Source organism: Actinomycetospora chibensis, assembly GCF_028737215.1.
Classification (GTDB): domain Bacteria; phylum Actinomycetota; class Actinomycetes; order Mycobacteriales; family Pseudonocardiaceae; genus Actinomycetospora; species Actinomycetospora chibensis.
In genome coordinates, this window is sequence record NZ_JAQZAM010000006.1 from 146,047 (window position 1) to 170,681 (window position 24,635).

A 24,635-nucleotide genomic window follows, 5' to 3' on the forward strand; every position below is an offset into this window, starting at 1 on the left:
GCCGGAGGCGCACACTGGAGGGCGTGATCCGCTCGGTGATGCGCTACACCGCGCCCCAGACGGCGTGGGAGGCCGAGGTCCCCGTCCGCGGGGACGTCGCCGCGCTCGCGACGCTGCTCGCCGAGGGCGGGGCGGTCGTGCTCACCGGCGCCGGGATCTCCACCGACTCGGGCATCCCCGACTACCGGGGGCCGACGAGCGCGCAGCGCCGCCACGCCCCGATGACCTACGACGCGTTCGTCGGCGACCCCGTCGCCCGGCACCGCTACTGGGCCCGCAGCCACGTCGGCTGGCCCCAGATCGCCGGCGCCCGGCCCAACGACGGGCACCGGGCCGTCGCGTCGCTGCAGCGCGCGGGCCTTCTGCACGGCGTCATCACCCAGAACGTCGACGGGCTGCACCAGAAGGCGGGGGCGCGCGACGTCGTCGAGCTGCACGGGGCGCTGGGTCGCGTCGTCTGCCTCGGCTGCCGCGTGGCATTGGGCCGGGCACGGGTCCAGGAGGACCTCGCCTCCCTCAACCCGGACTTCGACACGCGGGCCACGGAGATCAACCCCGACGGCGACGCCGAGCTGCCCGACGCCGAGCTCGACCGCTTCACGATGACCGGCTGCCCGTCCTGCGGCGACGGGCCCCTGAAGCCGGACGTCGTCTTCTTCGGCGAGTCCGTGCCGCGCCCGCGGGTCGACCACTGCTTCGAGCTCGTCGAGCGGGCGCGCTCGCTGGTCGTCCTCGGCTCCTCGCTCACGGTGATGTCGGGGTTGCGCTTCGTGCGTGCTGCGGCCCGTCGTGACCTCCCCGTCGCCGTCGTGACCGCCGGGCCCAGCCGGGCCGACGACGTCGCCGCCGTCCGTCTCACCGAGGCGCTCGGAGAGGTCCTGCCAGCGACGTTGGCGACGCTCGGCCTCGGCGAACGGCCCTGAATCGTTCAGCTTGATCGTGGAAGTGAGTCCCCCGACAGCGACTCGGCGGTGTCGCGGACAAGAAGTCTCGTTAACGTCGAAGACCACCGTCGGAGGCTGATCCCGGGCACGTCGCCGTGTCCGGGGATGCTTCCGTTCCCGAGGCGACCGGGCCGCTTCGCGGTCTCGGGCGTTCGGCGATCGAGCGACCGAGGAGACGCATGACTGCCGTTCCGACCATCCAGGGACTCGACAACCCGCCGATCCGACGCCGTGAGGTGCTCGACTGGGTGAACGAGGTCGCGGACCTCACCACACCCGACAGGGTCGTGTGGTGCGACGGGTCCCAGGACGAGTGGGACCGGCTCACCTCCGAGCTCGTCGAGGCCGGGACCTACGTCCGGCTCGACCCGGCCAAGAAGCCGAACTCGTTCTACGCCGCCTCCGACCCCGACGACGTCGCGCGTGTCGAGGAGCGCACCTTCATCTGCTCGGTGAACGAGGCCGACGCGGGGGTCACCAACAACTGGATGGACCCGGCCGAGATGAAGGCCACGATGAGGGAGCTCTACCGCGGCTGCATGCGCGGTCGGACGATGTACGTCATCCCGTTCTGCATGGGGCCGGTGAACGCCGAGCACCCGAAGCTGGGCGTCGAGATCTCCGACAGCGCCTACGTCGTCACCTCGATGCACATCATGACGCGCATGGGGCCCGAGGTTCAGCGGCGCCTCGACGAGGGCGACACCGAGTGGGTCCCGGCGCTGCACTCCGTCGGCGCTCCCCTCGAGCGGGGCCAGCAGGACGTCAAGTGGCCGTGCAACGACACGAAGTACATCAGCCACTTCCCCGACACCCGCGAGATCTGGAGCTTCGGGTCCGGGTACGGCGGCAACGCGCTGCTCGGCAAGAAGTGCTACTCGCTGCGGATCGCCTCGGCGATGGCTCGCGACGAGGGCTGGCTCGCCGAGCACATGCTGATCCTCAAGCTGATCAGCCCGGAGGACAAGGCGTACTACATCGCCGCCGCGTTCCCGTCGGCCTGCGGGAAGACGAACCTCGCGATGCTGCAGCCCACCATCCCGGGCTGGCGCGCGGAGACCGTCGGCGACGACATCGCCTGGATGCGATTCGGTGCCGACGGCCGGCTCTACGCGGTGAACCCGGAGTTCGGCTTCTTCGGCGTGGCGCCCGGGACGAACTGGAAGACCAACCCGAACGCGATGCGCACCATCGAGCAGGGCAACGCCCTGTTCACCAACGTCGCGCTGACCGACGACGGCGACGTGTGGTGGGAGGGGCTCGAGGGCGACCCCGAGCACCTCACCGCATGGACCGGGGACGACTGGACGCCCGGATCGGCCAAGCCGGCCGCCCACCCGAACTCGCGCTACACCGTGCCGATCTCGCAGTGTCCCGTCGTCGCGCCCGAGTGGGACGACCCGCAGGGCGTGCCGATCTCCGCGATCCTCTTCGGCGGTCGCCGCAAGACGACGATCCCGTTGGTCACGGAGTCCTTCGACTGGCAGCACGGCACCTTCATGGGCGCCACGATGTCGAGCGAGATGACGGCCGCGGCCAAGGGCGGCAAGGGCCAGGTCCGCCGCGACCCGATGGCGATGCTGCCCTTCCTCGGCTACAACGTCGGCGACTACTTCCAGCACTGGGTGGACGTGGGCAAGAACGCCGACGCCACCAAGCTCCCGTCGATCTTCTACGTCAACTGGTTCCGCCGGGGCGAGGACAACCGCTTCCTGTGGCCCGGGTTCGGTGAGAACAGCCGCGTGCTCAAGTGGATCATCGAGCGGCTCGAGGGCAAGGCCGCCGCCACCGAGACGCCGATCGGCCACGTCCCCAGCGCCGACCAGATCGACGTCGAGGGCCTCAGCGAGCCGATGGAGGACATCGAGGCGTCGCTGCGCTTCGACGTCGACGAGTGGCGCGAGGAGCTGCCTCTCATCGAGGAGTGGTTCGCCAAGATCGGCGATAAGCTGCCGACCTCCATGCGCGACGAGCTCGACTCGCTCAAGCAGCGCCTCGACGCGAGCTGATCCCGCTCTTCCCGACCGAACGAACGGCGCTTTCGCTGCTTCCGTAGCAGCGAAAGCGCCGTTCGTTCGTCCCGGGGTCAGCAGCAGCGTCCCTGCGGGTGGCGTTCCTGGTGGTCGGTGCGCGCCCGCCAGAAGGCCCGCTCACTCATCGGCGGCTCGTCGTGACCGGCACGCGCGTGGTGCGCGAGGTACCGGTCGTAGGCGTCGGCCCCGAGCACCCCGCGGAACCACCACCGCACGGCCCGGTAGCCCTGTCCGAGGGCGGCGACCATCAGTGCCCGCCTCCCCGCGAGGGCGCCCCCGCCGAGGCGAGCCACTGCTTCTCGAGCTCCTTCTCCGCCGGGGTGGGGATCAGCCCCGAGGGCCCGTAGCGCCGCGACGGGACGGGCTCGTCCTCCTTGCCCGGGGACCCGCCCGACCGGACCGAGCGCACGGCGGCGACGGTCGCGGCTGTGAGCACGATGAGGGTCAGCACCAGGAAGATGATCGACAAGGTGCCCTGGATGAACGTGTTGCGCACGACCGCCTCCATCTGGGCGGGGTTGCGTGCCGCACCCATGCTGGTGCGACCCGCGGCGATCGCGTCCCGGTAGGCGAAGTGCTGGGCCCAGTACCCGACGCCGGGCACCGGCGAGAAGATCTTGTACAGCGACGCGGTCACCGTGATCACCGCGACGGTGACCAGGGGCACCAGCACGATCCAGAGGTACTGCACCGTCCCGCGACGCGCGATGATCGCGAGACACACGGCGAGCGCGATGGCCGCGAGCAGCTGGTTGGCGATCCCGAACAGCGGGAAGAGCGTGTTGATCCCGCCCAGCGGGTCGGTCACACCCATGATCAGGATGCCGCCCCAGCCGCCGACCATGACGATCGTCCCGATCCACGCCCCGGTGCGCCATGAGGTGTCACGGAAGCGCGGGACGAAGGTCCCCACCGCGTCCTGCAGCATGAAGCGCGCCACCCGGGTGCCGGCGTCCACGGCGGTGAGGATGAACAGCGCCTCGAACATGATCGCGAAGTGGTACCAGAAGCTCGCGAGCGCGGCGCCGCCCAGGAACTGCGACAGGATCTGCGACAGGCCCAGGGCCAGGGTCGGCGCACCGCCCGTCCGCGACACGATGCTCTGCTCACCCACCATCGCCGCGGTCCCGGCCAGCTCCTGGGGGGTGATGTCGACGCCCGCCAGCCCGAGCGAGTTGACCCACACCGCCGCCGTCTCGACCGTGCCCCCGGTCAGCGCCGTCGGTGCGTTCATCGCGAAGTAGATGCCGCGGTCGATGGAGATGGCCGCGACCAGGGCCATGATCGCGACGAACGACTCCATGAGCATGCCGCCGTAGCCGATGAAGCGCGTCTGACGCTCCTTCTCGATCAGCTTCGGCGTGGTGCCCGACGAGATGAGCGCGTGGAAGCCGGAGAGCGCCCCGCAGGCGATCGTCACGAACAGGAAGGGGAACAGCGGACCGGGGACGACCGGCCCGTCCGACCTGGTGGCGAACTCGCTGAACGCGGGGGTGGCGATGTCCGGCCGCACCACGACGACCGCGACGGCGAGCAGCACGATCGTGCCGATCTTCATGAACGTCGAGAGGTAGTCGCGGGGCGCGAGCAGCATCCACACCGGCAGCACCGCGGCGACCACGCCGTAGATCACGACGCACCAGGCGAGGGTCGTGCGGCTGAGGGTGAACGCCTCGGCCAGCCCGCTCTCGGAGATCCAGCCGCCCGCGATGATCGCGAGCAGGAGGAGGGCCACCCCGATCACGGAGACCTCGCCGACCTTGCCGGGCCTCAGGTAGCGCAGGTAGAAGCCCATGAACAGCGCGATCGGGATCGTCATGGCCACCGAGAACACGCCCCAGGGGCTCTCGCCCAGGGCCTGGACGACGACCAGCGCGAGCACCGCGATCAGGATGATCATGATGGCGAGCGTCGCGATCACCGCGGCGGCGCCGCCGACCACCCCGAGCTCGTCGCGCGCCATCTGGCCCAGCGAGCGCCCGCCGCGGCGCATCGAGAAGAACAGCACGAGGTAGTCCTGGACCGCGCCGGCGAGCACCACGCCGACGATGATCCAGATGGTGCCCGGCAGGTAGCCCATCTGCGCGGCGAGCACCGGACCGACGAGCGGGCCCGCGCCCGCGATCGCCGCGAAGTGGTGCCCGTAGAGCACCCGGCGGTCGGTCGGCAGGTAGTCCTGGCCGTTCTCGGAGTGCTCGGCCGGGGTGGCGCGCCGGTCGTCGGGACGGAGCAGCTTGCGCTCGATGTAGGTCGAGTAGAAGCGGTAGGCGATGAGGTAGGTGGCCACCGCGGCGAACACGAACCAGATCGCGTTCACCGTCTCGCCCCGGATGAGGGCGACCATCACCCAGCCCAGTCCGCCGAGCAGCGCGATCGCGGCCCAGACGGCGATCCGCGCGGGCGTCCAGCGGCGGCGCTCGTGCTCGAGCACCTCGTCGTCGACCGCCGGTGGCAGTTCCTGGTCGGGCGGCGCGGCCACGCCGCCCGCTCCCCCTGACGTCGTCGTCATCGCGACCTCCGCTCGGAACGGATCGGACTTCCGGGGGAGGATAGGTCCTGGGCCGCCGCGGTGTCCTTGATCAACTCACGCGAAGTGTCCGCTCGGTGACCGTCCGCCGCGAGTGGCCCCTACGATCAGCCCGCATGGACCAGCTCGGCGGGCCGCCGTTCCGGCCGACCCCCGCCGTTGGCACGTTGGCCGACGTCTCGCCCGCCCTGGCCGCCGCGCTCGGCGTCGACGGGTTCGACGACCACCTCGGCGTCGGGCCGGCGCGCGGCACGGCGCTGATGCTCATCGACGGGCTGGGCGCGGACCTGCTCGCCGAGCACGCCGACCGCGCACCGGTCCTGGCGGAGCTCGCGGCGCGCGGGCAGACGCTGCTGGCCGGGTTCCCGTCGACGACGGCCGTCAGCGTCACGAGCCTCGGCACCGGTCTGACGTCGGGCGAGCACGGCATCGTCGGCTACAGCATGGGCGTGCCGCCGCTCGACGACCCGGGCGCGCCGGCGGAGACGGTGCTCAACACCCTGCGCTGGTGCGCCCACGGGGCGACCGACCCCGTGGACCTGCGGCGCGAGCTGCCGCCCGAGGACGTGCAGTCCGCGCCGACGGTGATGCAGCGCGCCGCGCGGGCCGGGGTCGCGGTCACCACGGTCGCGCCGGAGATCCAGCGCCGCTCCGGCCTCACCCGGGCGGCGCTGCGGGGCGGCCGCTTCCACGGGGTGTCGGCCCTGGGCGACCTGGCCGCCGCGGTGATCGACGCCCTCGCCACCACAGCGGCCGAGGAACGCGCGTTCTGCTACGCCTACCACGGCGACCTCGACATGCTCGGGCACACGTTCGGCCCGGGCTCGACGCCGTGGCTCATGCAGCTCACGGTGATCGACCGGCTCGTCGGCGCCATCGCCGAGGAGCTGCCGTCGGACACGCTGCTCGCCGTCGTCGCCGACCACGGCATGGTCGGCACCGACTCCGGCTGGCGGATCGACCTCGACACCAGTCCCGAGCTCCTCACCGGTGTCCGCCGGCTCGCGGGCGAGGCCCGCGTGCGCCACGTGTTCACCGCCGCCGGAGCCGCCGACGACGTGGCCGCGGCCTGGCGCTCCGAGCTGGGCGACGCGGCGTGGGTGCGCACGCGCGACGAGGCGATCGACGAGGGCTGGTTCGGCCTCGAGGTCACCGACACCGCCCGCGGGCGCATCGGCGACGTCGTCGCGGCGGCGCAGGGGAACTGGACGCTCGTGCGCTCCCGCATCGAGCCGATGGAGACCGCGCTGATCGGCCACCACGGCTCGCTGACCGACGCCGAGCAGCGCGTCCCGCTGCTGCTCGCCCGGGGCTGAGGGGCGCTGCGCGCAGGTGAGCAGTCCGGGGTGCTCGGGCACCTCGAAGTGCTCACCTGCGCGGAGCGCACACTGGCCCCGATGACCGAGGAACCCTCCGCCGACGTCCGCGACCTGGCGACCCGCGTCTTCGACATGGCCCGCGACGGCGACGCCGCCTCGCTGGCGACCTACGTCGACGCCGGGGTGCCGGTGGATCTGACCAACGAGAAGGGCGACACGCTCGTCATGCTCGCCGCGTATCACGGGCACGCCGACGCGGTGGCCGTGCTGGCCGCCCGCGGGGCCGACGTCGACCGTCTCAACGACCGCGGTCAGGCACCCGTCGCCGGCGCGGTGTTCAAGGGCGAGGACGCCGTGGTCCGCGTCCTCGTCGAGGCCGGCGCCGACCCCCTCGCCGGGCACCCCACGGCCGTCGACACCGCCCGGATGTTCGGTCGCGAGGACCTGCTGGCCCTGCTCACAGCGCCTTGAGGATGTCCTCCACGCGGGCCTTCGCGTCACCGAAGATCATCGAGGTGTTCGCGCGGAAGAACAGCGGGTTCTGCACGCCCGCGTAGCCCACCGCCATCGAGCGCTTGAACACGACGACGTTCTTGGCCTCCCACACGCGCAGGACGGGCATGCCGGCGATCGGGCTGCCCGGGTCCTCCATCGCGGCGGGGTTGACCGTGTCGTTGGCCCCGATGACGAGCACGACCGACGTCGACGCGAGGTCGTCGTTGATCTCGTCCATCTCGAGGACGACGTCGTAGGGCACCTTGGCCTCGGCGAGCAGGACGTTCATGTGGCCCGGGAGGCGCCCGGCGACGGGGTGGATGCCGAACCGGACCTCGATGCCGCGCTCGACGAGCCGCCGGGTGAGGTCCGCGACCGGGTACTGCGCCTGGGCCACGGCCATGCCGTAGCCCGGCACGATCACCACCGACGACGCCTCGGCGAGCATCTCCGCCACGGCGTCGGCGTCGACCTCGCGGTGCTCGCCCTCCTCGGTGCCCGACGACGTGCCCGACTCGACGCCGAACCCGCCGGCGATGACCGAGAGGAACGAGCGGTTCATCGCCTGGCACATGACGTAGGACAGGTACGCACCCGAGGACCCGACGAGGGCGCCGGTGACGATGAGCAGGGTGTTGTCGAGCAGGAAGCCCGACGCGGCCGCGGCCCAGCCCGAGTAGCTGTTGAGCATCGACACGACGACGGGCATGTCGCCGCCGCCGATCGAGGCGACGAGGTGCCAGCCCAGCGCCAGCGCGACCGCCGTGATCGCGATCATCAGGCCGAGCGAGGGCGTCACGGTGAAGCCGACCGTCAGCGCGGCGAACGCGACCAGCGCGCCGAGGTTGAGGGCGTTCTTGCCCGGCAGCGTCAGCGGGCGTGACTTCATCCGCCCGGAGAGCTTGCCGTAGGCGACGAGCGAGCCGGTGAACGTCACCGCGCCGATGAAGACGCCGATGCCGACCTCGACGGAGTGGATCCCGAGGAGCTCCGGGGCGACCGTGGTCTGCGCCGCACCCTCTGCTTCGACCTCGAGGTAGCCGTTCCAGCCCACGAGCACCGCGGCGAGGCCGACGAAGCTGTGCAGCAGCGCGATGAGCTCGGGCATGCCGGTCATCTCGACGACGCGGGCGCGCCACAGCCCGATGCCGCCGCCGACCAGCATGGCGACGGCGAGCAGCGCGACCCCGCCCGCGGTCAGCGACTGCGCCGCGAGCACCACGGTGGCGACGAGGGCGACCGCCATCCCGGCGATGCCGTAGGCGACGCCGGCGCGCGCGGTCTCGTGCTTCGAGAGGCCGGCGAGGCTCATCACCGTGAGCAGGGCCGCGACGATGTAGGCGGCGGTGGCCGCCGTGTCCGCGCTCATCTACGACGGCCCCCTCGTGAACATCGCGAGCATCCGTCGGGTCACGGCGAAGCCGCCGACGATGTTGATGCTGGCCAGCAGGACCGCCACGGCGGCGAGGATCGAGACGACCGGCCCGTGCTGACCGAACTGCAGCAGCGCCCCGACCACCACGACGCCGGAGATCGCGTTCGTCACCGACATCAGCGGGGTGTGCAGGGCGTGGTGGACCTTGCCGATGACGTAGTAGCCGATCACGACGGCCAGCACGAACACGGTGAGGTTGGTGGCGAGCGCCGGTGGCGCGAAGGCCGTCGCGGCGAAGAGCACCGCGAACGCCACGGCGATCAGCGCGTAGCGCCGGGCCGGCGAGGTCGGCTTCGCGGGCCCCACGACCGGGGTCGACGCCGTCGGCTCGACCGGCGCGCTCGGCGCGGCGGACACCGAGATCGGTGGCGGGGGCCAGAGCACCTCGCCGTGGTGGGTGACGGTGACCCCGCGGACGACGACGTCGTCGAGATCGAGCACAAGCCGGCCGTCCTTCTCCGGGACGAGCAGCTTGAGCAGGTTGAGCAGGTTCGTGCCGTAGAGCTGGGAGGCCTGCGCGGGCAGCCGGGCCGCGAGGTCGGTGTCGCCGACGATGATCACGCCGTTCTCGGTGACGACGACCTCGTCGGCCACCGAGCCCTCGACGTTGCCGCCCTGGCCCGCGGCCATGTCCACGACGACGCTGCCGGGCTTCATGAGCGCGACGTCGGCGGCGGTGAGCAGCCGCGGCGCCGTACGGCCCGGGATCAGCGCGGTGGTGATGACGACGTCGACGTCCGCGGCCTGCTCGGTGTAGATCTCGGCGGCCCGCGCGTCGTAGGCCTCCGAGGTCGCGCGGGCGTACCCGTCGGTGCTGGCCTCCTGCTGCACGTCCACCTCGAGGAACGTCCCGCCCAGGGAGCGGACCTGCTCGGCGACCTCGGGGCGCGGGTCGGTCGCCCGCACGACGGCGCCGAGGCTGGACGCCGCCCCGATCGCGGCGAGGCCGGCGACCCCGGCCCCGGCGACGAGCACCGTGGCCGGCGGGACCTTGCCCGCGGCCGTGACCTGTCCGGTGAAGAAGCGGCCGAAGCGGTGCGCGGCCTCGACCACCGCGCGGTAGCCCGCGATGTTGGCCATCGAGCTCAGCACGTCCAGCGACTGCGCCCGCGAGATGCGCGGGACGGCGTCGGTGGCGAGGACCGTGATGCCGCGCCGGGCGAGGTCGGCGAGCAGGTCCGGGTGGCGCGCGGGCGCGACCATCGCGACGAGCGTGGTCCCGGGGGCGAGCCGGTCGAGGTGCTCGGCGTCCGGCGTGCGCAGCGCGAGCACCACGTCGGCGGACCAGGGGTCACCGATCTCCGCGCCGGCCGCCGCGTAGGCGTCGTCGGTGAAGCTCGCGCGCTCCCCCGCCCCCGGCTCGACGATGACCGTCGCCCCCAGGTCGATCAGGCCCACGACCGTGGCCGGCGTCGCGGCCACGCGGGTCTCGCGGCCCCCAGGCTCCCGGGGCACACCGATGCGCACCGTCGCGCTCCTCTGCTCTCACGCCCGACCTGCGCCGTCACCGGGGACGACGCCGTCGGGGCCGCCCGGTCGTTCGTCCGAACGGGCTGTCGATGGCGACCCTAATCTCACGTCGGTGAAACATTCGCGTGGAGGTCCTGTCTCACATCGGGACGATCGTCACCGCAACGTGGGGGCAACACCGGCTCCCTAACGTCGACGGGTCAGCGATCACCGACGGAAGGTGCCCTCGTGGCCCGCATCCCTCTGCACGATCCCGACGACCCCGGCCTCGACCCGCACGCCAAGGCGCTGCTCGAGTCGGTGAAGGACGCCCAGCCCGACGTCGGGCTGCTCAACGTCCACCGCGCGATGGCCAACCACCCGGTGGCCATGGAGCAGTTCTTCGCCCTGGCGCAGACCGTCTACCTGCAGAACTCGCTGCCCACGGACCGGATGCGCGAGCTCCCGTACCTGACCAGCGCCGTCGCCAACAACTGCTTCTATTGAACGCCGACCCATCTGGTACTCGGTCGAGCATCGGGATTGACCGACGAGGAGATGTCGCACCTCCTCGACGACCCGCTCCCGGAGGGGATGTTCTCCCCCGCCGAGGAAGCGATCATCGTCTTCGCCCGCACCTCCACCTGGATGCGGCCGATCAGCGATGAGATCTGGAAGGACCTGAAGCACCACTTCACCGACCGGCAGATCATCGAGATCTCCTGGACGGTGGGGCTGGACCAGCTGGTCAGCCGGTTCCACGCGACCGTGCAGACCGACGTCGACGGCGTCACCACCGATCAGCTGACCTCGTGTCCGGTGGCGCTGCCCCCCGCACCGTCCTGAGGGGCGGGTACGACGCCCCGCCGGCGCGGAATCACGGGCCGCCGGCGGGGCGTTGTACCCATCATGCGTGATCCCGTGCTCTCGGTCCTCGACCTCTCGCCGGTCCCCTCCGGCACGCCGACCTCGGCGGCGCTGCACGAGACCATCGAGCTCGGCAGGACCGTCGAGCGCGCCGGCTACCGGCGGATGTGGCTCGCCGAGCACCACGGCATCCCGAGCGTCGCGAGCTCCAGCCCCGAGATCCTGATCCAGGCCGTCGCGAGCGCGACGAGCACGCTGCGCGTCGGGTCCGGCGGGATCATGCTGCCGAACCACAGCCCGCTGAAGGTCGCCGAGACGTTCCGCGCGCTGGCGGGGCTGCACCCCAGCCAGGATCCATCAGGGACACGCATCGACCTCGGCCTCGGCCGCGCCCCGGGCACCGACCCGCGCACCGCCATCGCGCTGCGCCGCAGCCGCGAGGCCCTGACCGCCGACGACTTCCCCGAGCAGTTCGCCGAGGTCCGCGGCTACGTCGACGGCTTCCCCGAGGGCCACCACTTCGCCGGGATCGCCGCCATGCCGAACGACGTGCCGCTGCCGCCGGTGTGGATCCTCGCCTCGAGCTACTACGGCGGGCAGGCCGCGGCCGCGTTCGGCACCGGCTTCGCCTACGCCGGGCACTTCGGCGGCGCGGACCCCGGCCAGGCCACCCGCATCTACCGCGAGCAGTTCCGCCCGAGTGATGCCGCCGGGGCCCAGGACCCGCACGTCATCCTCGCGGCCGCGGTGATGTGCCACGAGGACCCCGAGCGCGCCCGCGCCATGGGTCGCGCGCACGCCCTGTCGATGGCCCGCCTGCGCACCGGCAACCCGGGTCCGCTGCCGAGCCCGGAGGAGGCGGTGGCGCACGACTGGAGCCCCGCCGAGCTGCAGGTCGAGCAGGCGATGGCGTCGAAGATGACGGTCGGCACCCCCGACCAGGTCCGCGACGACCTCGAGCGCCGGGCCCGCGAGGCGGACGCCGACGAGGTCATGCTCGTGACGCCGATCCACGACATCGCCGAGCGTCGGCGTTCGTACGAGCTGGTGGCGCAGGCCTTCGGGGTCTCCGGTCCGGCGGTGACGAACGCCGCGCCGTCACTCGCCCAGGTGTAGTGCTCGTGTAACCGTCCGGAAACAGCTCCCCCGCAGCGTGGGGGCATGCCCTCGCCCACCACCCGGGCGGTGACTCCGGTGTCGAGCCACTGCCCGTACTGCTCGCTGCAGTGCGGGATGACGCTGACCCCGCGGGAGCAGGGTGCCGGCCCGGTGCTCGAGGTGGCCGGTGCGAACTTCCCGACCAATCGCGGCGGGCTCTGCGAGAAGGGCCAGTCGTCGGCCGAGCTCATCGACCACCCGGAGCGACTGACGACGCCCCTGGTCCGCGACCACCGCGAGGCGGCCTTCCGCGAGGCGACCTGGGACGAGGCCTACGACCGCATCGTCACGGCGCTGACCGTCGCCCAGGAACGCCACGGCCGCGACGCCGCGGGGCTCTTCGGCGGGGGCGGGCTGACCAACGAGAAGGCCTACCAGGCCGGCAAGTTCGTGCGGGTCGCGCTGCGCAGCGCGTCGATCGACTACAACGGCCGCTTCTGCATGTCGTCGGCGGCGGCCGCGGCGACCAGGGCGTTCGGGATCGACCGCGGGATGCCGTTCCCGCTGGCCGACATCGCCCGCGCGGACACCGTCATGCTCGTCGGCTCCAACCCGGCCGACACCATGCCGCCGGCGATGCGCTGGTTCGCCGCCGGCGCCGAGCGCGGCGCGCGTCACCTCGTCGTCGATCCCCGCTACACCGCGACCGCGGCGACGGCCGACGTGCACCTGCAGCCGGTGCCGGGGACCGACCTCGCCCTGGCCAACGGGCTGCTCCACCTCGCGATCAAGCACCGTCTCGTCGACGCGGGCTACGTCGCCGAGCGCACCTCCGGCTGGCCGGCGGTCCGGCGCGCGATGCGCCAGTACTGGCCCGACCGCGTCGAGCGGATCACCGGGGTCCCGGTGGCCGTCATGGAGCGCGCGGTGCACCTGCTCGCCGAGTCGCGGGCCACCATGATCCTGTCCGCGCGCGGTGCCGAGCAGCACGCGAAGGGCTCGGACACGGCCCTGGCCTGGATCAACCTGGCGCTCGCCCTGGGCCTGCCCGGCCGCCCGTACTCGGGCTGGGCGACGATGACCGGCCAGGGCAACGGCCAGGGCGGGCGCGAGCACGGCCAGAAGGCCGACCAGCTGCCCGGCTACCGGATGCTCGCCGACCCCGCCGCCCGCGTGCACGTCGCCGGCATCTGGGGCGTCGACCCCGACGAGCTCCCGCAGCCCGGGGTCTCCGCCTACGAGATGCTCGACCGCCTCGGCACCGACGGCGGCGTGCGGGCGCTGCTGGTCATGGCGTCGAACATCGCGGTCTCGGCGCCGCGGGCCGCCCACGTGCGGGAACGGCTCGCCGCGCTCGACTTCCTGTGCGTCTCGGACCTGTTCCTCAGCGAGACCGCCGAGCTCGCCGACGTCGTCCTGCCCTGTGCCCAGTGGGCCGAGGAGGAGGGCACGATGACCAACCTCGAGGGCCGTGTCCTGCGGCGGCGCCGGGCCGTCGAGGCCCCCGACGGCGTGCGCAGCGACCTCGAGGTCCTCGCCGAGATCGCCGACCGGCTGGGCCGCGGGGCGTTCTTCGACCGCGAGCCCCGCGCGGTGTTCGACGAGCTCCGCCGGGCGAGCGCGGGCGGCACGGCCGACTACGCGGGCATCAGCTACGAGCGCATCGACGACGAGCGCGGCGTCTTCTGGCCGTGTCCATCCGAAGATCACGAGGGCACGCCGCGCCTGTTCCAGGACGGCTTCGCCACCCCGGACGGCCGCGCCCGCTTCCACGTCGTGCACCACCGCGACGCCGCCGAACCGCCCGACGACGAGTACCCCTACCGCCTCACGACCGGGCGCAGCCGGGCGCACTACCAGTCCGGCACGCAGACCCGGCGGACCAAGGCGCTGCTCGACGCCGAGCCCGAGCCGGTCGTCGACATCCATCCCGACCTGGCCGCGCGGCTCGGCGTCGTCGACGGGAGCGACGTGTCGCTGCGCACCCGGCGCGGGGCGGCGCGGATGCGGGCGCGGCTCTCGCCGGAGATCCGCCCCGACACCGTCTTCGCCCCGTTCCACTGGTCGGGCGTGGCGACGATCAACGACCTCACGAACCCCGCCCTCGACCCGGCGTCGCGGATGCCCGAGTTCAAGACCTGCGCGGTCGCGCTGAGCCCTTGCGAGACCGCCGACGACGACCCCGCACCGGAGGACACCGCCTCATGATGACCACCCCCCGATTCCTGCAGGGCGCGTTCGCGTTCGAGGGGCACGGGCTGGCCAAGCCCGCGCTGCTGGACCCGAGCCTGAGCTACACCGTGCCCGAGGGGGTCACCGGCCAGGTGCTCTACGTCCGCGCCGGCAACTCGTCCGACGAGCTCGTGTCCGTCCTGCTGGCCTTCGACGGCACGCCGTCGCGGTGGCTCCCGGTCGGCGCGAAGAGCGACATGCACGTCTCGCTGCGCGTGGTCGAGGACCTCCTCGCCGGCAGCACCGTCGAGATCCACTATTCGGCCCCCGAGGGCGCCACCGGCACCCTCGTCGTCGACTGCGGACTGGTGGAGGTCTAGGGGTGACGCAGACCGCGGAACGACCGGAGACCGAGCAGGAGAACCCCTCGAAGACCCGCCTCGTGGTGGTGGGCAACGGCATGTCCGGGGCCCGCGCACTCGAGGAGATCCTCGCCCGCGGCGGCGGGGACACCTTCGCCATCGAGGTCTTCGGCGACGAGCCGTACGGCAACTACAACCGGATCCTGCTGTCCGAGGTGCTGGCCAACGCGGCGGGTGAGGCCGTCGACAACGAGGACGCCGACGGGGAGGACGAGCTCTACCTCAACCCGCTGGACTGGTACGACGAGAACGGCATCACGCTGCACGCCGGCGTCCGGATCGTGCGCATCGACCGGCACGCCAAGGTCGTCTACGGCGACGACGGGTCGGTGACGCCGTACGACACGCTCGTCCTCGCCACCGGCAGCCGCTCGTTCTTCCCGCCCATGGAGGGGATGTGGGCGTCGAAGACCGAGCTCACGCCAGGGGTGTTCGGGTTCCGCTCGCTGGACGACGCGACGTCGATGCTCGCCCACATCGCCGGAGACGCAGCGCAGCGGAGCTCGACCCTCGAGAAGGAGCACCGGACCGCGGTGGTCATCGGCGGCGGGCTGCTGGGTCTCGAGGCCGCGGCCGGGCTGCAGGCGCACGGGGTCGCGGTCCACGTCGTGCACCCCACCGAGGTGCTGATGAACCAGCAGCTCGAGGCCGAGGCGTCGAAGGTGCTGCGCTCGAAGCTCGAGGACATGGGCATGCACCTGCACCTCGGCGTGAAGACGAACGAGATCCTGACGGACGAGGGCCGTGTCTCCGGGGTCCGCTTCACCGACGGCTCGGACCTCGCGTGCGACATGGTCGTCGTCACCGCCGGTATCCGCCCCAACATCGGGCTCGCGATGGTGTCGGGGCTCGAGACGCAGCGCGCGATCGTCGTGGACGACAAGCTGCGGTCGGTCGACGACGACTCGATCTTCGTGGTCGGCGAGTGCGCGCAGCACCGCGGCGAGGTCTACGGCGTCGTCGGGCCGTTGTGGGAGCAGGCCGCGGTCCTCGCCGACGTGGTCACCGGGTCGAATCCCCACGCCGAGTACCACGGCTCGCGGCTGGCGACGAAGCTCAAGGTGGCCGGCGTGGACGTCGCGCAGATGGGCGTGAAGGTCCCCGAGAGGTCGTCGGACGAGTTCGTGCAGTTCTCCGAGACCGGGCGCGGCGTCTACCAGACCGTCGTCATCCGCGACGGCACGCTGATCGGCGCGACGCTCGTCGGCGACGTCAGCAAGGTCGCGGCGCTGACCCAGGCCTTCGACAGCCGTTCGGCGCTCCCCGAGGAGCGCATCAAGCTGCTCTTCGACCTCGGCAGCGCCGCCGACGCCGCGAGCGCCGCCGACCTCCCGGACGACACCCAGATCTGCAACTGCAACGGCGTCTCGAAGGGCGACCTCGTCGCGTGCGTCCACGACGGCGCCGAGTCGGTGTCCGCGTGCATGGCCGCGACCCGGGCGGGCAAGGGCTGCGGCTCCTGCAAGGGGCTCGTCAAGGAGGTCGTCGAGGCGGCGCTCGGGGGCGCGGGCGCGGAGGACCCGGCCGAGCACTACTACGTCCCGGGCATCCCCCTGGACAAGCCGACGCTCATGGCCGAGATCCGGTCCCGGGGCCTGAAGTCGGTCTCGAGCGTGTTCGCCGAGCTCGCCCCGGACGGCAAGGACCACGTCGGCTCGAAGATGGGGCTCACCGCGCTGCTGCGCATGATGTGGCCCGACGACCACGTCGACGAGCGCGACGGCCGGTTCATCAACGACCGGGTGCACGCCAACATCCAGCGCGACGGCACGTTCTCCGTCGTGCCGCGCATGTCCGGCGGCGTCACGAGCCCCGACCAGCTGCGCCGCATCGCCGACGTCGCCGACAAGCACGAGATCCCGATGGTGAAGCTGACCGGCGGCCAGCGCATCGACCTGCTCGGCGTCCCGAAGGAGAAGCTCCAGGAGGTCTGGGCCGACCTGGACATGCCGTCGGGCTGGGCGTACGGCAAGAGCTTCCGGACGGTGAAGACCTGCGTCGGCACCGACTTCTGCCGGTTCGGGCTGGGCGACTCCACCACGCTCGGCATCGACATGGAGGAGCGCTACAAGGGCATCGAGGGCCCGGCCAAGATGAAGCTCGCCGTCTCCGGGTGCCCGCGCAACTGCGCGGAGTCGATGGTGAAGGACGTGGGGCTGGTGGCCATCGAAGGCGGTCAGTGGCAGATCTACGTCGGCGGCGCGGCCGGGGCGACGATCCGCAAGGGCGACATCCTCGCCACCGTCGACTCGCACGACGAGGCGCTGCGGATCACCGGCCGCTTCCTGCAGTACTACCGCGAGAACGCCAACTGGCTCGAGCGCACCTACGACTTCGTGCCCCGCATGGGCCTCGACCACCTGATCGGCGTGATCGTCGACGACGCCGAGGGCATCGCCGACGAGCTCGACGCGCGCATGCAGGAGACCGTCGACCGCTACGCCGACCCGTGGGCGACCGATCAGACCGAGGCGACGCCGGGCCAGTTCCACGACGCGCTGCCGCTGGTCCCGCTCCCGCAGGTGCCCATCAGGACGAGCTCGAGCCGGGAGGGGGTGTCGTCGTGAGCAGCACCGAGGAGGCCGTCGAGGCGCGCCTCGGCCCCGTCGACCAGATCCCGGTCGGCGAGGGCCGAGCGTTCCTCGTCGGCGACGAGCCCGTCGCCGTGTTCCGGCCGCGCTCGGGCGGGCTGCACGCGCTGCGGGCGATCTGCCCCCACCGGGGCGGGCCGCTCGCCGACGGGCTCGTCGACGGCGAGGTCGTGATGTGCCCCCTGCACAACCACCAGTTCTCCCTGGTCGACGGCTCCTGCGCGACCGGCGCGGACGACGTCGCGGCGTACACCGCGACCGAGGAGGACGGCGAGCTCGTGGTCCGTTTGGGCTGACGCCCTCGTGAGTGCTCGTCCGTGTCAGGACACGGACAAGCACTCACGAGCCCGGAGGGCAAAGAATGGGCGCCATGCCGACCGTCGCCCGCTACCTCGACGAGATCGTCCTGCACACCGCGGCCTTCGCGGACGCCGTGCACACCGCAGGCCAGGAGGCGCGTGTCCCGTCGTGCCCGGACTGGTCGGTGCGCGACCTCGCCGAGCACCTCGGCGCCGTGCACCGCTGGTGCGCCGGCACCGTGTCCCGGCCCGGGGAGAAGCTCGTGCGCCGGGGGCCCACCGACCCGCCGATGCCGACCGCCGACGACGAGGTCTCGACCTGGCTCCTCCAGGGCGCCGCGACGCTGACCCAGGCGATCCGCGACGCCGGCGAGGACACGGTCGTCGGCGGCTTCGGGACGATGGTGCCGGTCTCGTTCTGGGCCCGGCGTCAGTGCCACGAGACGCTCGTGCACCGCGTCGACGCCGAGCTCGCGGCGGGCGGTCCGGTGCTGGCCGGCGTCGACCCGGTGATCGCCGCGGACGCCGTCGACGAGCACCTGGCGATGGTCGCGATGGGGGCCGGGCGTCGTCTCGAGCTGCGCGCGGACGGCGCGACGCTGCACCTGCACGCGACGGACGAGGGGCTGGACGGCGCCGGCGAGTGGGTGGTGACGCTCGGCGCCGAGGGCCCGGTGATCGAGCACGCACACCGCAAGAGCGACGCGGCGGTGCGCGGTCCGGCGAGCGCCCTGCTCACCGTGCTCACCAGCAGGAGGAGCCCCGAGGACGCCGGTGTCGACGTCCTCGGGGCCTCGCAGCTGCTCACGCTGTGGCGCGAGCAGGGGGCCATGTAGCTACAGCGACCCGGTGAAGACCGCGTGCTCGTGGTCGAACGAGGGCACCACGTCGACCTGGGCCTCGCCCGCGTCGGTCGTCGTGGAGAACGCGACGTCGTAGGTCAGGCTGCGGCCGGGCTGCAGCTGGTTCTGCGGGGGCAGGCCCATCTCGCTGTCGAAGACCTGCGAGGCCGGAGCGCCGGCGGTCGACATCGCGACCGACAGCAGGGTGGGGTCGAAGGCCTGGCCGGTGTTGTTGGTGACGCGCACGGTCACCTGGAACGCGTGCGGGTTGGTGTTTCCGGCCGCGTAGCTCGACGGGTCGTAGGCGGTGGGCCGGTCGACGGTGACGGCCAGACCGTCGGCGTAGGTGAAGGTCTGGCCGAAGCCCACCGCGGACGTATCCGGGGCGTCGGTGCCGGCCGCCGGCGCGGTGGCCGGGGTGGTGGCCCCGACCGCGGACAGGTCCTCGCCCAGCTGGGTCACGGCGTTGGCGACGATGACCATGCCGGTGATCCCCAGGGCGATCGCCAGGGCACAGGCGACGACGCCGGTCACCGCAGTCTTGATGTTGGTGGCGACGCGGCGACGGGCGCGCTGCAGGCCGACAAGGCCGAGCACCAGACCGACGATCCCCAGCAGGATCGCGCCGATGCCGAACAGCGGGATCAGGCCGATCACCAGGCCGCACAGGCCCAGCACCAGCCCCGCGATGCCGAGGCCGTTGCGCGGTGGCACGGGCGGCTGGGCCATGCCCGGCATCCCCAGCATGCCCGGCACGGGCGGCACGGTCCCCGTCCCCGGGCTCGGCGCCATCCGGGGCGCCGGCACCGCCGCCGCGCGGGCGGCGTCGAGTGCGGCCCGCGGGATCGGCACGGTCGGCGGCTCGACCGGCGCCGAGGTCTCGGCGGGAGCGCGGTGCCGCGGCGGCTGGACGGTGGTCATGGTGTGCGTGTCCCCCGACGAGATGCGTGGTGTCCGCCGGATGGCGGACCTGCCGCTGATGTCGTCGGGGGCGACGATCCGTTAGCACCCGTCACCGGAACGAGTGAACGGTCCTCAGAGGGTCAGCACGAGCTTGCCGAACGTCGAGCCCTTCTCGAGCTCGCGGTGCGCAGCGGCGGCGTCCTCGAGCGGGAACGTGCCGGCGATCCGGACCGTCAGGACGTCCTCGTCGATGAGCCGGGCGATCCCGGTGAGGGCGACGCCGTCGGGCTCGACGAGGAAGTCGGTGACCCGCTTGCCCTCGGCGTGCGCCCGCTCGGTGAGGCCCTCCGGCACGCCGGAGGGCACGCAGACCAGCAGGCCGCCGGGGCGCATCACGGCGAGCGAGGCGGGGCCGTTGGTCTCGGTCAGGTCGACCGCGACATCGATGTCGCCCGTGGCCTCGGCGACGTCCTCGGTGCGGTGGTCGATCGCCTCGTCGAGCCCGAGCGCGACCAGGTCGGCGTGCTTGCCGGCCGAGGCGGTGCCGATGACGTAGGCCCCGCGGGCCTTCGCGATCTGCACCGCGAGGTGGCCGACGCCCCCGCCGGCCGCGTGGATCAGCACCCGCTGGTCGCGCTGGACGTCGGCGGTGTCGACGATGATCTGCCACGCGGTGAGGGCGGCGAGCGGGGTGGCCGCGGCGGTCACGTCGTCGACGTCGTCGGGGATGCGCGCGAACTGTCGGGACGGGGCGGTGACGTACTCGGCGTAGCCGCCGGCCTGCCGCGGGAACCAGGGCATCCCGTACACGCGGTCGCCCACCGCGAAGCGCGTGACGCCCATGCCGACGGCGTCGACGACCCCGGCCACGTCCCAGCCCACCGTGAACGGCGGGGCGGTCATGTCTCCGCCGGCCGAGCCGAGCCCGGCCCCGCCCGCGCGCACCTTGGTGTCGACGGGGTTCACACCCGCGGCCGTCACGCGGACCCGGATCTCGGTGGGGATGGGCTCGGGGACCGGGGCCTCGGTGAGGTGCAGGACCTCGGGCCCACCGGCGGTGTCCTGGGTGATCGCGCGCATCGTCGTCGGCATGTCCCCCGCGTGCCCCGGGACCGGCGCGGGCACACCCTGTCTGCGCAGCTCCGCTCCGCTGCGTGCGTGGCGAGCAGCCCGGAAACGCGTCGGACCCCGTCGGTAAACTGGGTGTCATGGTGCAGTCCGAGCCCGGCACACGCGTGCCCGAGAAGCCGACCCTCGACGGCCTCGAGGACCGGTGGGCGCGCGTATGGGAGGACGAGGGCACCTACGCGTTCGACCGCACGGCCACGCGCGAGCAGGTGTACTCGGTCGACACCCCGCCGCCGACGGTGTCCGGCTCGCTGCACGTCGGGCACGTGTTCAGCTACACCCACACCGACATCGTCGCCCGCTTCCAGCGCATGCGCGGCAAGCACGTCTTCTACCCGATGGGCTGGGACGACAACGGCCTGCCCACCGAGCGGCGCGTGCAGAACTTCTACGGGGTGCGGTGCGAGCCGAGCCTGCCGTACGACCCGGACTTCACCCCGCCGGAGAAGCCCGGCAAGCAGCAGGTCCCGATCTCGCGCAAGAACTTCGTCGAGCTCTGCGAGACGCTCACCGCCGAGGACGAGAAGGCGTTCGAGGAGCTGTGGCGCCGCAACGGCCTCTCGGTCGACTGGTCGCACGGCTACCAGACCATCGACGCCCGGGCCCGCGCGATCAGCCAGCGCGCGTTCCTGCGCAACGTCGAGCGCGGCCAGGCCTACGTCTCGATGGCGCCGACGCTGTGGGACGTCACGTTCCGCACCGCCGTCGCGCAGGCCGAGCTCGAGGACCGCGAGCACACGGGCGCGTGGCACCGGGTCGCGTACCACGGGTCGGACGCGGACGTGTTCATCGAGACCACGCGTCCGGAGCTGATCCCCGCCTGCGTCGCGCTCATCGCGCACCCCGACGACGAGCGCTACCAGCCGCTGTTCGGCACGACGGTGCGCTCGCCGCTGTTCGACGTCGAGGTCCCGGTGCTCGCGCACCCGGCCGCCGAGATGGACCGCGGCGCCGGCATCGCCATGTGCTGCACGTTCGGCGACCTCACCGACGTCCAGTGGTGGCGCGAGCTCGACCTGCCCAACCGCACGGTGATCAACCGCGACGGCCGACTCCTGCGCGAGACGCCCGAGTGGATCACCTCGGAGCTCGGCCGGCAGCGCTACGAGGAGCTCGCGGGCGCGACGGTGCACACCGCCAAGGAGCGGATCGTCGCGCTGCTCACCGAGTCCGGCGAGCTCGTCGGCGACGTCCGTCCCGTCACGCGCCCGGTGAAGTTCTTCGAGAAGGGCGACAAGCCGCTCGAGATCGTCTCCAGCCGCCAGTGGTACATCCGCAACGGCGGCCGGGACGCGGCCGTGCGCGACGAGATGATCGCCCGCGGCCAGGAGCTGCAGTGGCACCCGGGCTACATGCGCCACCGCTACGAGGACTGGGTGCGCGGCCTCAACGGCGACTGGCTGGTCAGCCGCCAGCGCTTCTTCGGCGTGCCCGTGCCGGTCTGGTACCGGCTCGACGCCGACGGCGAGGTCCTCCCCGACGAGGTGCTCACGCCGGCGGACGACGCGCTGCCCGTCGACCCCTCCACCGACGTCCCGGCGGGCTTCACCGTCGAGCAGCGCGACGTCCCGGGCGGTTTCACCGGCGACCCCGACATCCTCGACACGTGGGCGACCTCGTCGCTGACACCCCAGATCGCGGGGCTGTGGAGCATCGACGACGACCTGTTCTCCCGGGTCTTCCCCATGGACCTGCGCCCGCAGGCGCACGACATCATCCGCACCTGGCTGTTCTCGACGGTGCTGCGCAGCCACCTCGAGCACGACACGCTGCCCTGGGCGCACGCCGCGCTCTCGGGCTGGATCCTCGATCCCGACCGCAAGAAGATGTCGAAGTCCAAGGGCAACGTCGTCACGCCGATGGGTCTGCTCGAGGAGTACGGCTCCGACGCGGTGCGCTACTGGGCCGCCGGGGGGCGCCCCGGCGTCGACACGGCGTTCGACCGCGGACAGATGAAGGTCGGCCGACGCCTGGCGATGAAGCTGCTCAACGCGTCGAAGTTCATCCTGGGCGTCGGGGTCCCGGCCGGGGAGCCGGACCTCACCGCGGTGTCGATGCCCCTGGACCGCGCGCTGCTCGCCCGCCTCACCGAGGTGGTCGAGAAGGCGACGACGGCCCTCGACGGCTACGACTACGCCGTCGCGCTCGAGGCCACCGAGCAGTTCTTCTGGTTCTTCTGCGACGACTACCTCGAGCTGGTCAAGTCCCGTGCCTACGGCGAGTTCGACGAGGCCGGGCGCGACTCCGCGCGCGCCACGCTCGCGGCCGCGCTGCGGGTGCTGCAGCGGCTCTTCGCGCCGGTGCTGCCGTTCGTGGCCGAGGAGGTCTGGTCGTGGTGGCAGGAGGGCTCGGTGCACCGCGCCCCCTGGCCGGACATCCACGAGCTGGCCACCTCCGCCGAGGCCGACCCGCAGGTCCTCGAGGTCGCGTCCGACGTCATCGGGAGCATCCGCCGGGCGAAGTCCGAGCAGAAGCTCTCCATCCGCACCGAGGTCGAGAGCCTCTCGGTGCAGGCCGCGCCGGCCGCGCTCGAGGCGCTGCGCGCGGCGCTCGCCGACGTACGGGCCGCCGGGCGGGTGCGCGACGTCGAGCTCGTGGTGTCCGCGGACGGCGAGCTCGTCACCACCGTCGGCGATCCCACGGGCTGACCTCGCTCGTGGACGACCTCCTCGACTGGGTCGACGACCCGGACGCGGGCTGGAGCGTCGGCACGTTCGGCGCGCTCGCCGAGTTCCTGCGCGACCCCGACGAGCCGGCCGAGGTGGTGCACGCGCCGCGCCGGGCCTCGGTGGTCACGCCACGCGGGGGCGTCGCCGTCGCGCTGACCGACGACGTCCTGCCGGTCGCCTGGGAGCGCCGGGCCGGCGAGAGCTGGAGCCAGGCCGTCGCGCTGTGCCTGCCGCTGCCCTCGGGCGGGCGGTCGGTCATCACCGAGCTCGGGCCCGACGGGGACGCGCTGCGCGCCGGGGACCGCGGGGCGGTGCTCGTCGACCTCGGCGTCGGGGCGCCGCACCTCGAGGCGTGCGTGCGGACCAGCGACCCGTCGCTGCTGGCCGAGCTCCGGGCGGTCGAGGGGCGACCCCTCGCGGAGGCCGGGCACCTGGCCGCGGCGCTGGTCGAGGCCGGCCCGCACCGTGTGTTCCGCACCGGGGTCGCGCGGCTCGAGGTGTTCACCCCGATCCCGCCGCCGACCGGCGCCAGCCCGGACGGTCCGCACACCCACCTGCTGCCGCGCCTGCTCGCCCGGGGCCGGACGCACGCGGCGACGGACCCGATCCCGGCCGGTCACGTGCCGGGAGCGATCATCCATCTCCCGCATCCGACCCGGGCCGTCGACGGGCAACGCATTCCGACGCGCGCCGACCGGCACCGCCGGGGCCAGGAGATGCTGGCTCGGTTCGGCGATCCGGCGGTGACGGCGACGAAGGCGGCGGCCGACGACGCGCTGGCGACGTCGACGGAGCCGCCCGCGTGGGCGCTGCGGCGCGAGTACCGGGCGGCGGTGGAGCTGGCGCTACGGCAGTGCGAGGAGCTGTCGCCCGATCATCCCCACGTCGAGGCGTGGCGACGGCACATCCCGCGGGAGCGGGCGGACGGCCACGAGCAGCCGCTCACCCACGACCCCGCCCAGTCGTGAGCCCGGTCGTGACCGGTCGGGCGGTGAGCGGGGTGGCTCAGTCCTGGAGCTCGGACTGCGGTGTGATCGCGAACCGGAACTCGTCGCCGTCGCCGCGCTCGGCGTCCGGGACGCGCTCGACGTCGAGCACCTTGTCGTCGAGGGCCGACGCCGCCTGGGGCTCGAGGAAGATGACGGCGCCGCCACCTTCGAGCACGGTGTCGTCCGCCGCGGGGGTGGGTGCCACGGAGAGCTCGAGGCCCTCCTCCGCCATGTTGGGCGTGGCTGCGATGCGCAGACCCGACCCCTCAGGCATCTCATTGGTCTCGAGGATGGACGAGATCGCCTCGGCCGCCGTCTCCGTCAGTGCCAGCATGCCTCGTTACCATACGGATCACGGATTGGTCACGCACGTGGATGCGCGTGCCGTCACGCGACCGAATCCCCAGCTCAGGCCAGAACGACTGCCCGAACACGGAGGGGAACGACCGAATG

22 protein-coding genes are annotated in these 24,635 nt (G+C 72.6%); 15 read left to right on the forward strand and 7 right to left on the reverse strand.

Annotated elements, in window-relative coordinates; all coding sequences use genetic code 11:
* Positions 1 to 38 precede the first annotated feature (38 nt).
* Together PH189_RS11125 and PH189_RS11130 are read left to right on the forward strand one after the other, a co-directional pair.
* Positions 39 to 923, forward strand: coding sequence for an NAD-dependent protein deacetylase (locus tag PH189_RS11125; RefSeq protein ID WP_274189047.1), 885 nt, complete (start codon positions 39 to 41; stop codon positions 921 to 923).
* A gap of 200 nt (positions 924 to 1,123) precedes the next feature.
* Positions 1,124 to 2,953: a phosphoenolpyruvate carboxykinase (GTP) gene (locus PH189_RS11130; protein WP_274188845.1), complete on the forward strand. Its 1,830-nt coding sequence runs from the start codon at positions 1,124 to 1,126 to the stop codon at positions 2,951 to 2,953.
* Positions 2,954 to 3,030: 77 nt separating this feature from the next.
* Here PH189_RS11130 and PH189_RS11135 read toward each other — a convergent pair whose 3' ends face one another.
* Entirely contained in the window at positions 3,031 to 3,225 is a 195-nt protein-coding gene (locus PH189_RS11135) for a YbdD/YjiX family protein (RefSeq protein ID WP_274188846.1), read from the reverse strand.
* A complete protein-coding gene (locus PH189_RS11140) occupies positions 3,225 to 5,486 on the reverse strand; it encodes a carbon starvation CstA family protein (RefSeq protein ID WP_274188847.1) in 2,262 nt (753 codons plus the stop codon). Before PH189_RS11140 ends, PH189_RS11135 begins: the two co-directional genes overlap by 1 nt.
* Positions 5,487 to 5,620: 134 nt before the next feature.
* On the opposite strand from PH189_RS11140, the gene PH189_RS11145 reads away from it, so the two are divergent.
* Both PH189_RS11145 and PH189_RS11150 read left to right on the forward strand, forming a co-directional pair.
* Positions 5,621 to 6,820, forward strand: coding sequence for an alkaline phosphatase family protein (locus tag PH189_RS11145; protein WP_274188848.1), 1,200 nt, complete (start codon positions 5,621 to 5,623; stop codon positions 6,818 to 6,820).
* An 81-nt stretch (positions 6,821 to 6,901) separates the two neighbouring features.
* Entirely contained in the window at positions 6,902 to 7,294 is a 393-nt protein-coding gene (locus PH189_RS11150; protein ID WP_274188849.1) for an ankyrin repeat domain-containing protein, read from the forward strand.
* Here PH189_RS11150 and pntB read toward each other — a convergent pair.
* Entirely contained in the window at positions 7,281 to 8,687 is a 1,407-nt protein-coding gene (pntB, locus tag PH189_RS11155; protein WP_274188850.1) for a Re/Si-specific NAD(P)(+) transhydrogenase subunit beta, read from the reverse strand. The genes PH189_RS11150 and pntB overlap by 14 nt on opposite strands.
* The gene (locus PH189_RS11160) at positions 8,688 to 10,220 is read right to left on the reverse strand and encodes a Re/Si-specific NAD(P)(+) transhydrogenase subunit alpha (RefSeq protein WP_274188851.1); all 1,533 of its coding nucleotides are present in this window, start codon (positions 10,218 to 10,220) and stop codon (positions 8,688 to 8,690) included. It abuts the gene before it with no gap.
* Positions 10,221 to 10,451: 231 nt separating this feature from the next.
* On the opposite strand from PH189_RS11160, the gene PH189_RS11165 reads away from it, so the two are divergent.
* The 8 genes from PH189_RS11165 to PH189_RS11200 all read left to right on the forward strand — a co-directional run bounded on the left by PH189_RS11165 (position 10,452) and on the right by PH189_RS11200 (position 18,487).
* Positions 10,452 to 10,709 (forward strand): hypothetical protein, encoded by a 258-nt coding sequence (locus PH189_RS11165; RefSeq protein WP_274188852.1) that lies wholly within the window; start codon positions 10,452 to 10,454, stop codon positions 10,707 to 10,709.
* Between the two features lie 36 nt (positions 10,710 to 10,745).
* Positions 10,746 to 11,048, forward strand: a complete 303-nt coding sequence (locus tag PH189_RS11170) for a carboxymuconolactone decarboxylase family protein (RefSeq protein WP_274188853.1) — start codon at positions 10,746 to 10,748, stop codon at positions 11,046 to 11,048.
* 63 nt (positions 11,049 to 11,111) lie between these two features.
* On the forward strand, positions 11,112 to 12,185 hold the full coding sequence (locus tag PH189_RS11175; protein WP_274188854.1) for an LLM class flavin-dependent oxidoreductase: 1,074 nt from the start codon (positions 11,112 to 11,114) through the stop codon (positions 12,183 to 12,185).
* 45 nt (positions 12,186 to 12,230) lie between these two features.
* Complete coding sequence (locus tag PH189_RS11180) at positions 12,231 to 14,375, forward strand: molybdopterin oxidoreductase family protein (protein ID WP_274188855.1); 2,145 nt, start codon at positions 12,231 to 12,233, stop codon at positions 14,373 to 14,375.
* Positions 14,372 to 14,719: a molybdopterin oxidoreductase gene (locus PH189_RS11185; RefSeq protein ID WP_274188856.1), complete on the forward strand. Its 348-nt coding sequence runs from the start codon at positions 14,372 to 14,374 to the stop codon at positions 14,717 to 14,719. The genes PH189_RS11180 and PH189_RS11185 overlap by 4 nt, the downstream gene beginning before the upstream one ends.
* Positions 14,720 to 14,721: 2 nt before the next feature.
* Positions 14,722 to 17,328 carry a nitrite reductase large subunit NirB gene (gene nirB, locus PH189_RS11190; protein WP_274188857.1) on the forward strand — a complete coding sequence of 869 codons (2,607 nt, stop codon included), beginning with the start codon at positions 14,722 to 14,724 and terminating at the stop codon, positions 17,326 to 17,328.
* Positions 17,325 to 17,648, forward strand: coding sequence for a Rieske (2Fe-2S) protein (locus PH189_RS11195; protein WP_274188858.1), 324 nt, complete (start codon positions 17,325 to 17,327; stop codon positions 17,646 to 17,648). Before nirB ends, PH189_RS11195 begins: the two co-directional genes overlap by 4 nt.
* A 74-nt stretch (positions 17,649 to 17,722) precedes the next feature.
* Positions 17,723 to 18,487: a maleylpyruvate isomerase family mycothiol-dependent enzyme gene (locus PH189_RS11200; protein WP_274188859.1), complete on the forward strand. Its 765-nt coding sequence runs from the start codon at positions 17,723 to 17,725 to the stop codon at positions 18,485 to 18,487.
* Here the strand turns inward: PH189_RS11200 and PH189_RS11205 are convergent, their stop codons facing one another.
* Positions 18,488 to 19,249: a hypothetical protein gene (locus PH189_RS11205; RefSeq protein ID WP_274188860.1), complete on the reverse strand. Its 762-nt coding sequence runs from the start codon at positions 19,247 to 19,249 to the stop codon at positions 18,488 to 18,490.
* Here PH189_RS11205 and PH189_RS11210 point away from each other — a divergent pair.
* Complete coding sequence (locus tag PH189_RS11210; protein ID WP_274188861.1) at positions 19,239 to 19,499, forward strand: hypothetical protein; 261 nt, start codon at positions 19,239 to 19,241, stop codon at positions 19,497 to 19,499. The genes PH189_RS11205 and PH189_RS11210 overlap by 11 nt on opposite strands.
* A gap of 29 nt (positions 19,500 to 19,528) precedes the next feature.
* Here PH189_RS11210 and PH189_RS11215 read toward each other — a convergent pair whose 3' ends face one another.
* The gene (locus tag PH189_RS11215; protein WP_274188862.1) at positions 19,529 to 20,488 is read right to left on the reverse strand and encodes an NADP-dependent oxidoreductase; all 960 of its coding nucleotides are present in this window, start codon (positions 20,486 to 20,488) and stop codon (positions 19,529 to 19,531) included.
* A gap of 116 nt (positions 20,489 to 20,604) precedes the next feature.
* Between PH189_RS11215 and valS the strand changes: the two genes are divergently transcribed.
* Positions 20,605 to 23,172 (forward strand): valine--tRNA ligase, encoded by a 2,568-nt coding sequence (gene valS, locus PH189_RS11220; RefSeq protein ID WP_274188863.1) that lies wholly within the window; start codon positions 20,605 to 20,607, stop codon positions 23,170 to 23,172.
* A gap of 8 nt (positions 23,173 to 23,180) precedes the next feature.
* Complete coding sequence (locus PH189_RS11225) at positions 23,181 to 24,161, forward strand: DUF6925 family protein (RefSeq protein ID WP_274188864.1); 981 nt, start codon at positions 23,181 to 23,183, stop codon at positions 24,159 to 24,161.
* A gap of 37 nt (positions 24,162 to 24,198) precedes the next feature.
* On the opposite strand, the gene PH189_RS11230 is transcribed toward PH189_RS11225, so the two are convergent.
* On the reverse strand, positions 24,199 to 24,516 hold the full coding sequence (locus PH189_RS11230) for an adhesin (RefSeq protein WP_274188865.1): 318 nt from the start codon (positions 24,514 to 24,516) through the stop codon (positions 24,199 to 24,201).
* Between the last annotated feature and the right edge of the window lie 119 nt (positions 24,517 to 24,635).

Coding starts and splice junctions, on each gene's coding strand:
- PH189_RS11125 (WP_274189047.1), top strand. CDS start 39: ATGCGCTACACCGCGCCCCAGACGGCGTGGGAGGCCGAGGTCCCCGTC.
- PH189_RS11130 (WP_274188845.1), top strand. CDS start 1,124: ATGACTGCCGTTCCGACCATCCAGGGACTCGACAACCCGCCGATCCGA.
- PH189_RS11135 (WP_274188846.1), bottom strand. CDS start 3,225: ATGGTCGCCGCCCTCGGACAGGGCTACCGGGCCGTGCGGTGGTGGTTC.
- PH189_RS11140 (WP_274188847.1), bottom strand. CDS start 5,486: ATGACGACGACGTCAGGGGGAGCGGGCGGCGTGGCCGCGCCGCCCGAC.
- PH189_RS11145 (WP_274188848.1), top strand. CDS start 5,621: ATGGACCAGCTCGGCGGGCCGCCGTTCCGGCCGACCCCCGCCGTTGGC.
- PH189_RS11150 (WP_274188849.1), top strand. CDS start 6,902: ATGACCGAGGAACCCTCCGCCGACGTCCGCGACCTGGCGACCCGCGTC.
- pntB (WP_274188850.1), bottom strand. CDS start 8,687: ATGAGCGCGGACACGGCGGCCACCGCCGCCTACATCGTCGCGGCCCTG.
- PH189_RS11175 (WP_274188854.1), top strand. CDS start 11,112: ATGCGTGATCCCGTGCTCTCGGTCCTCGACCTCTCGCCGGTCCCCTCC.
- PH189_RS11180 (WP_274188855.1), top strand. CDS start 12,231: ATGCCCTCGCCCACCACCCGGGCGGTGACTCCGGTGTCGAGCCACTGC.
- PH189_RS11185 (WP_274188856.1), top strand. CDS start 14,372: ATGATGACCACCCCCCGATTCCTGCAGGGCGCGTTCGCGTTCGAGGGG.
- PH189_RS11200 (WP_274188859.1), top strand. CDS start 17,723: ATGCCGACCGTCGCCCGCTACCTCGACGAGATCGTCCTGCACACCGCG.
- PH189_RS11210 (WP_274188861.1), top strand. CDS start 19,239: ATGCCCGGCACGGGCGGCACGGTCCCCGTCCCCGGGCTCGGCGCCATC.
- PH189_RS11215 (WP_274188862.1), bottom strand. CDS start 20,488: ATGCCGACGACGATGCGCGCGATCACCCAGGACACCGCCGGTGGGCCC.
- valS (WP_274188863.1), top strand. CDS start 20,605: ATGGTGCAGTCCGAGCCCGGCACACGCGTGCCCGAGAAGCCGACCCTC.
- PH189_RS11230 (WP_274188865.1), bottom strand. CDS start 24,516: ATGCTGGCACTGACGGAGACGGCGGCCGAGGCGATCTCGTCCATCCTC.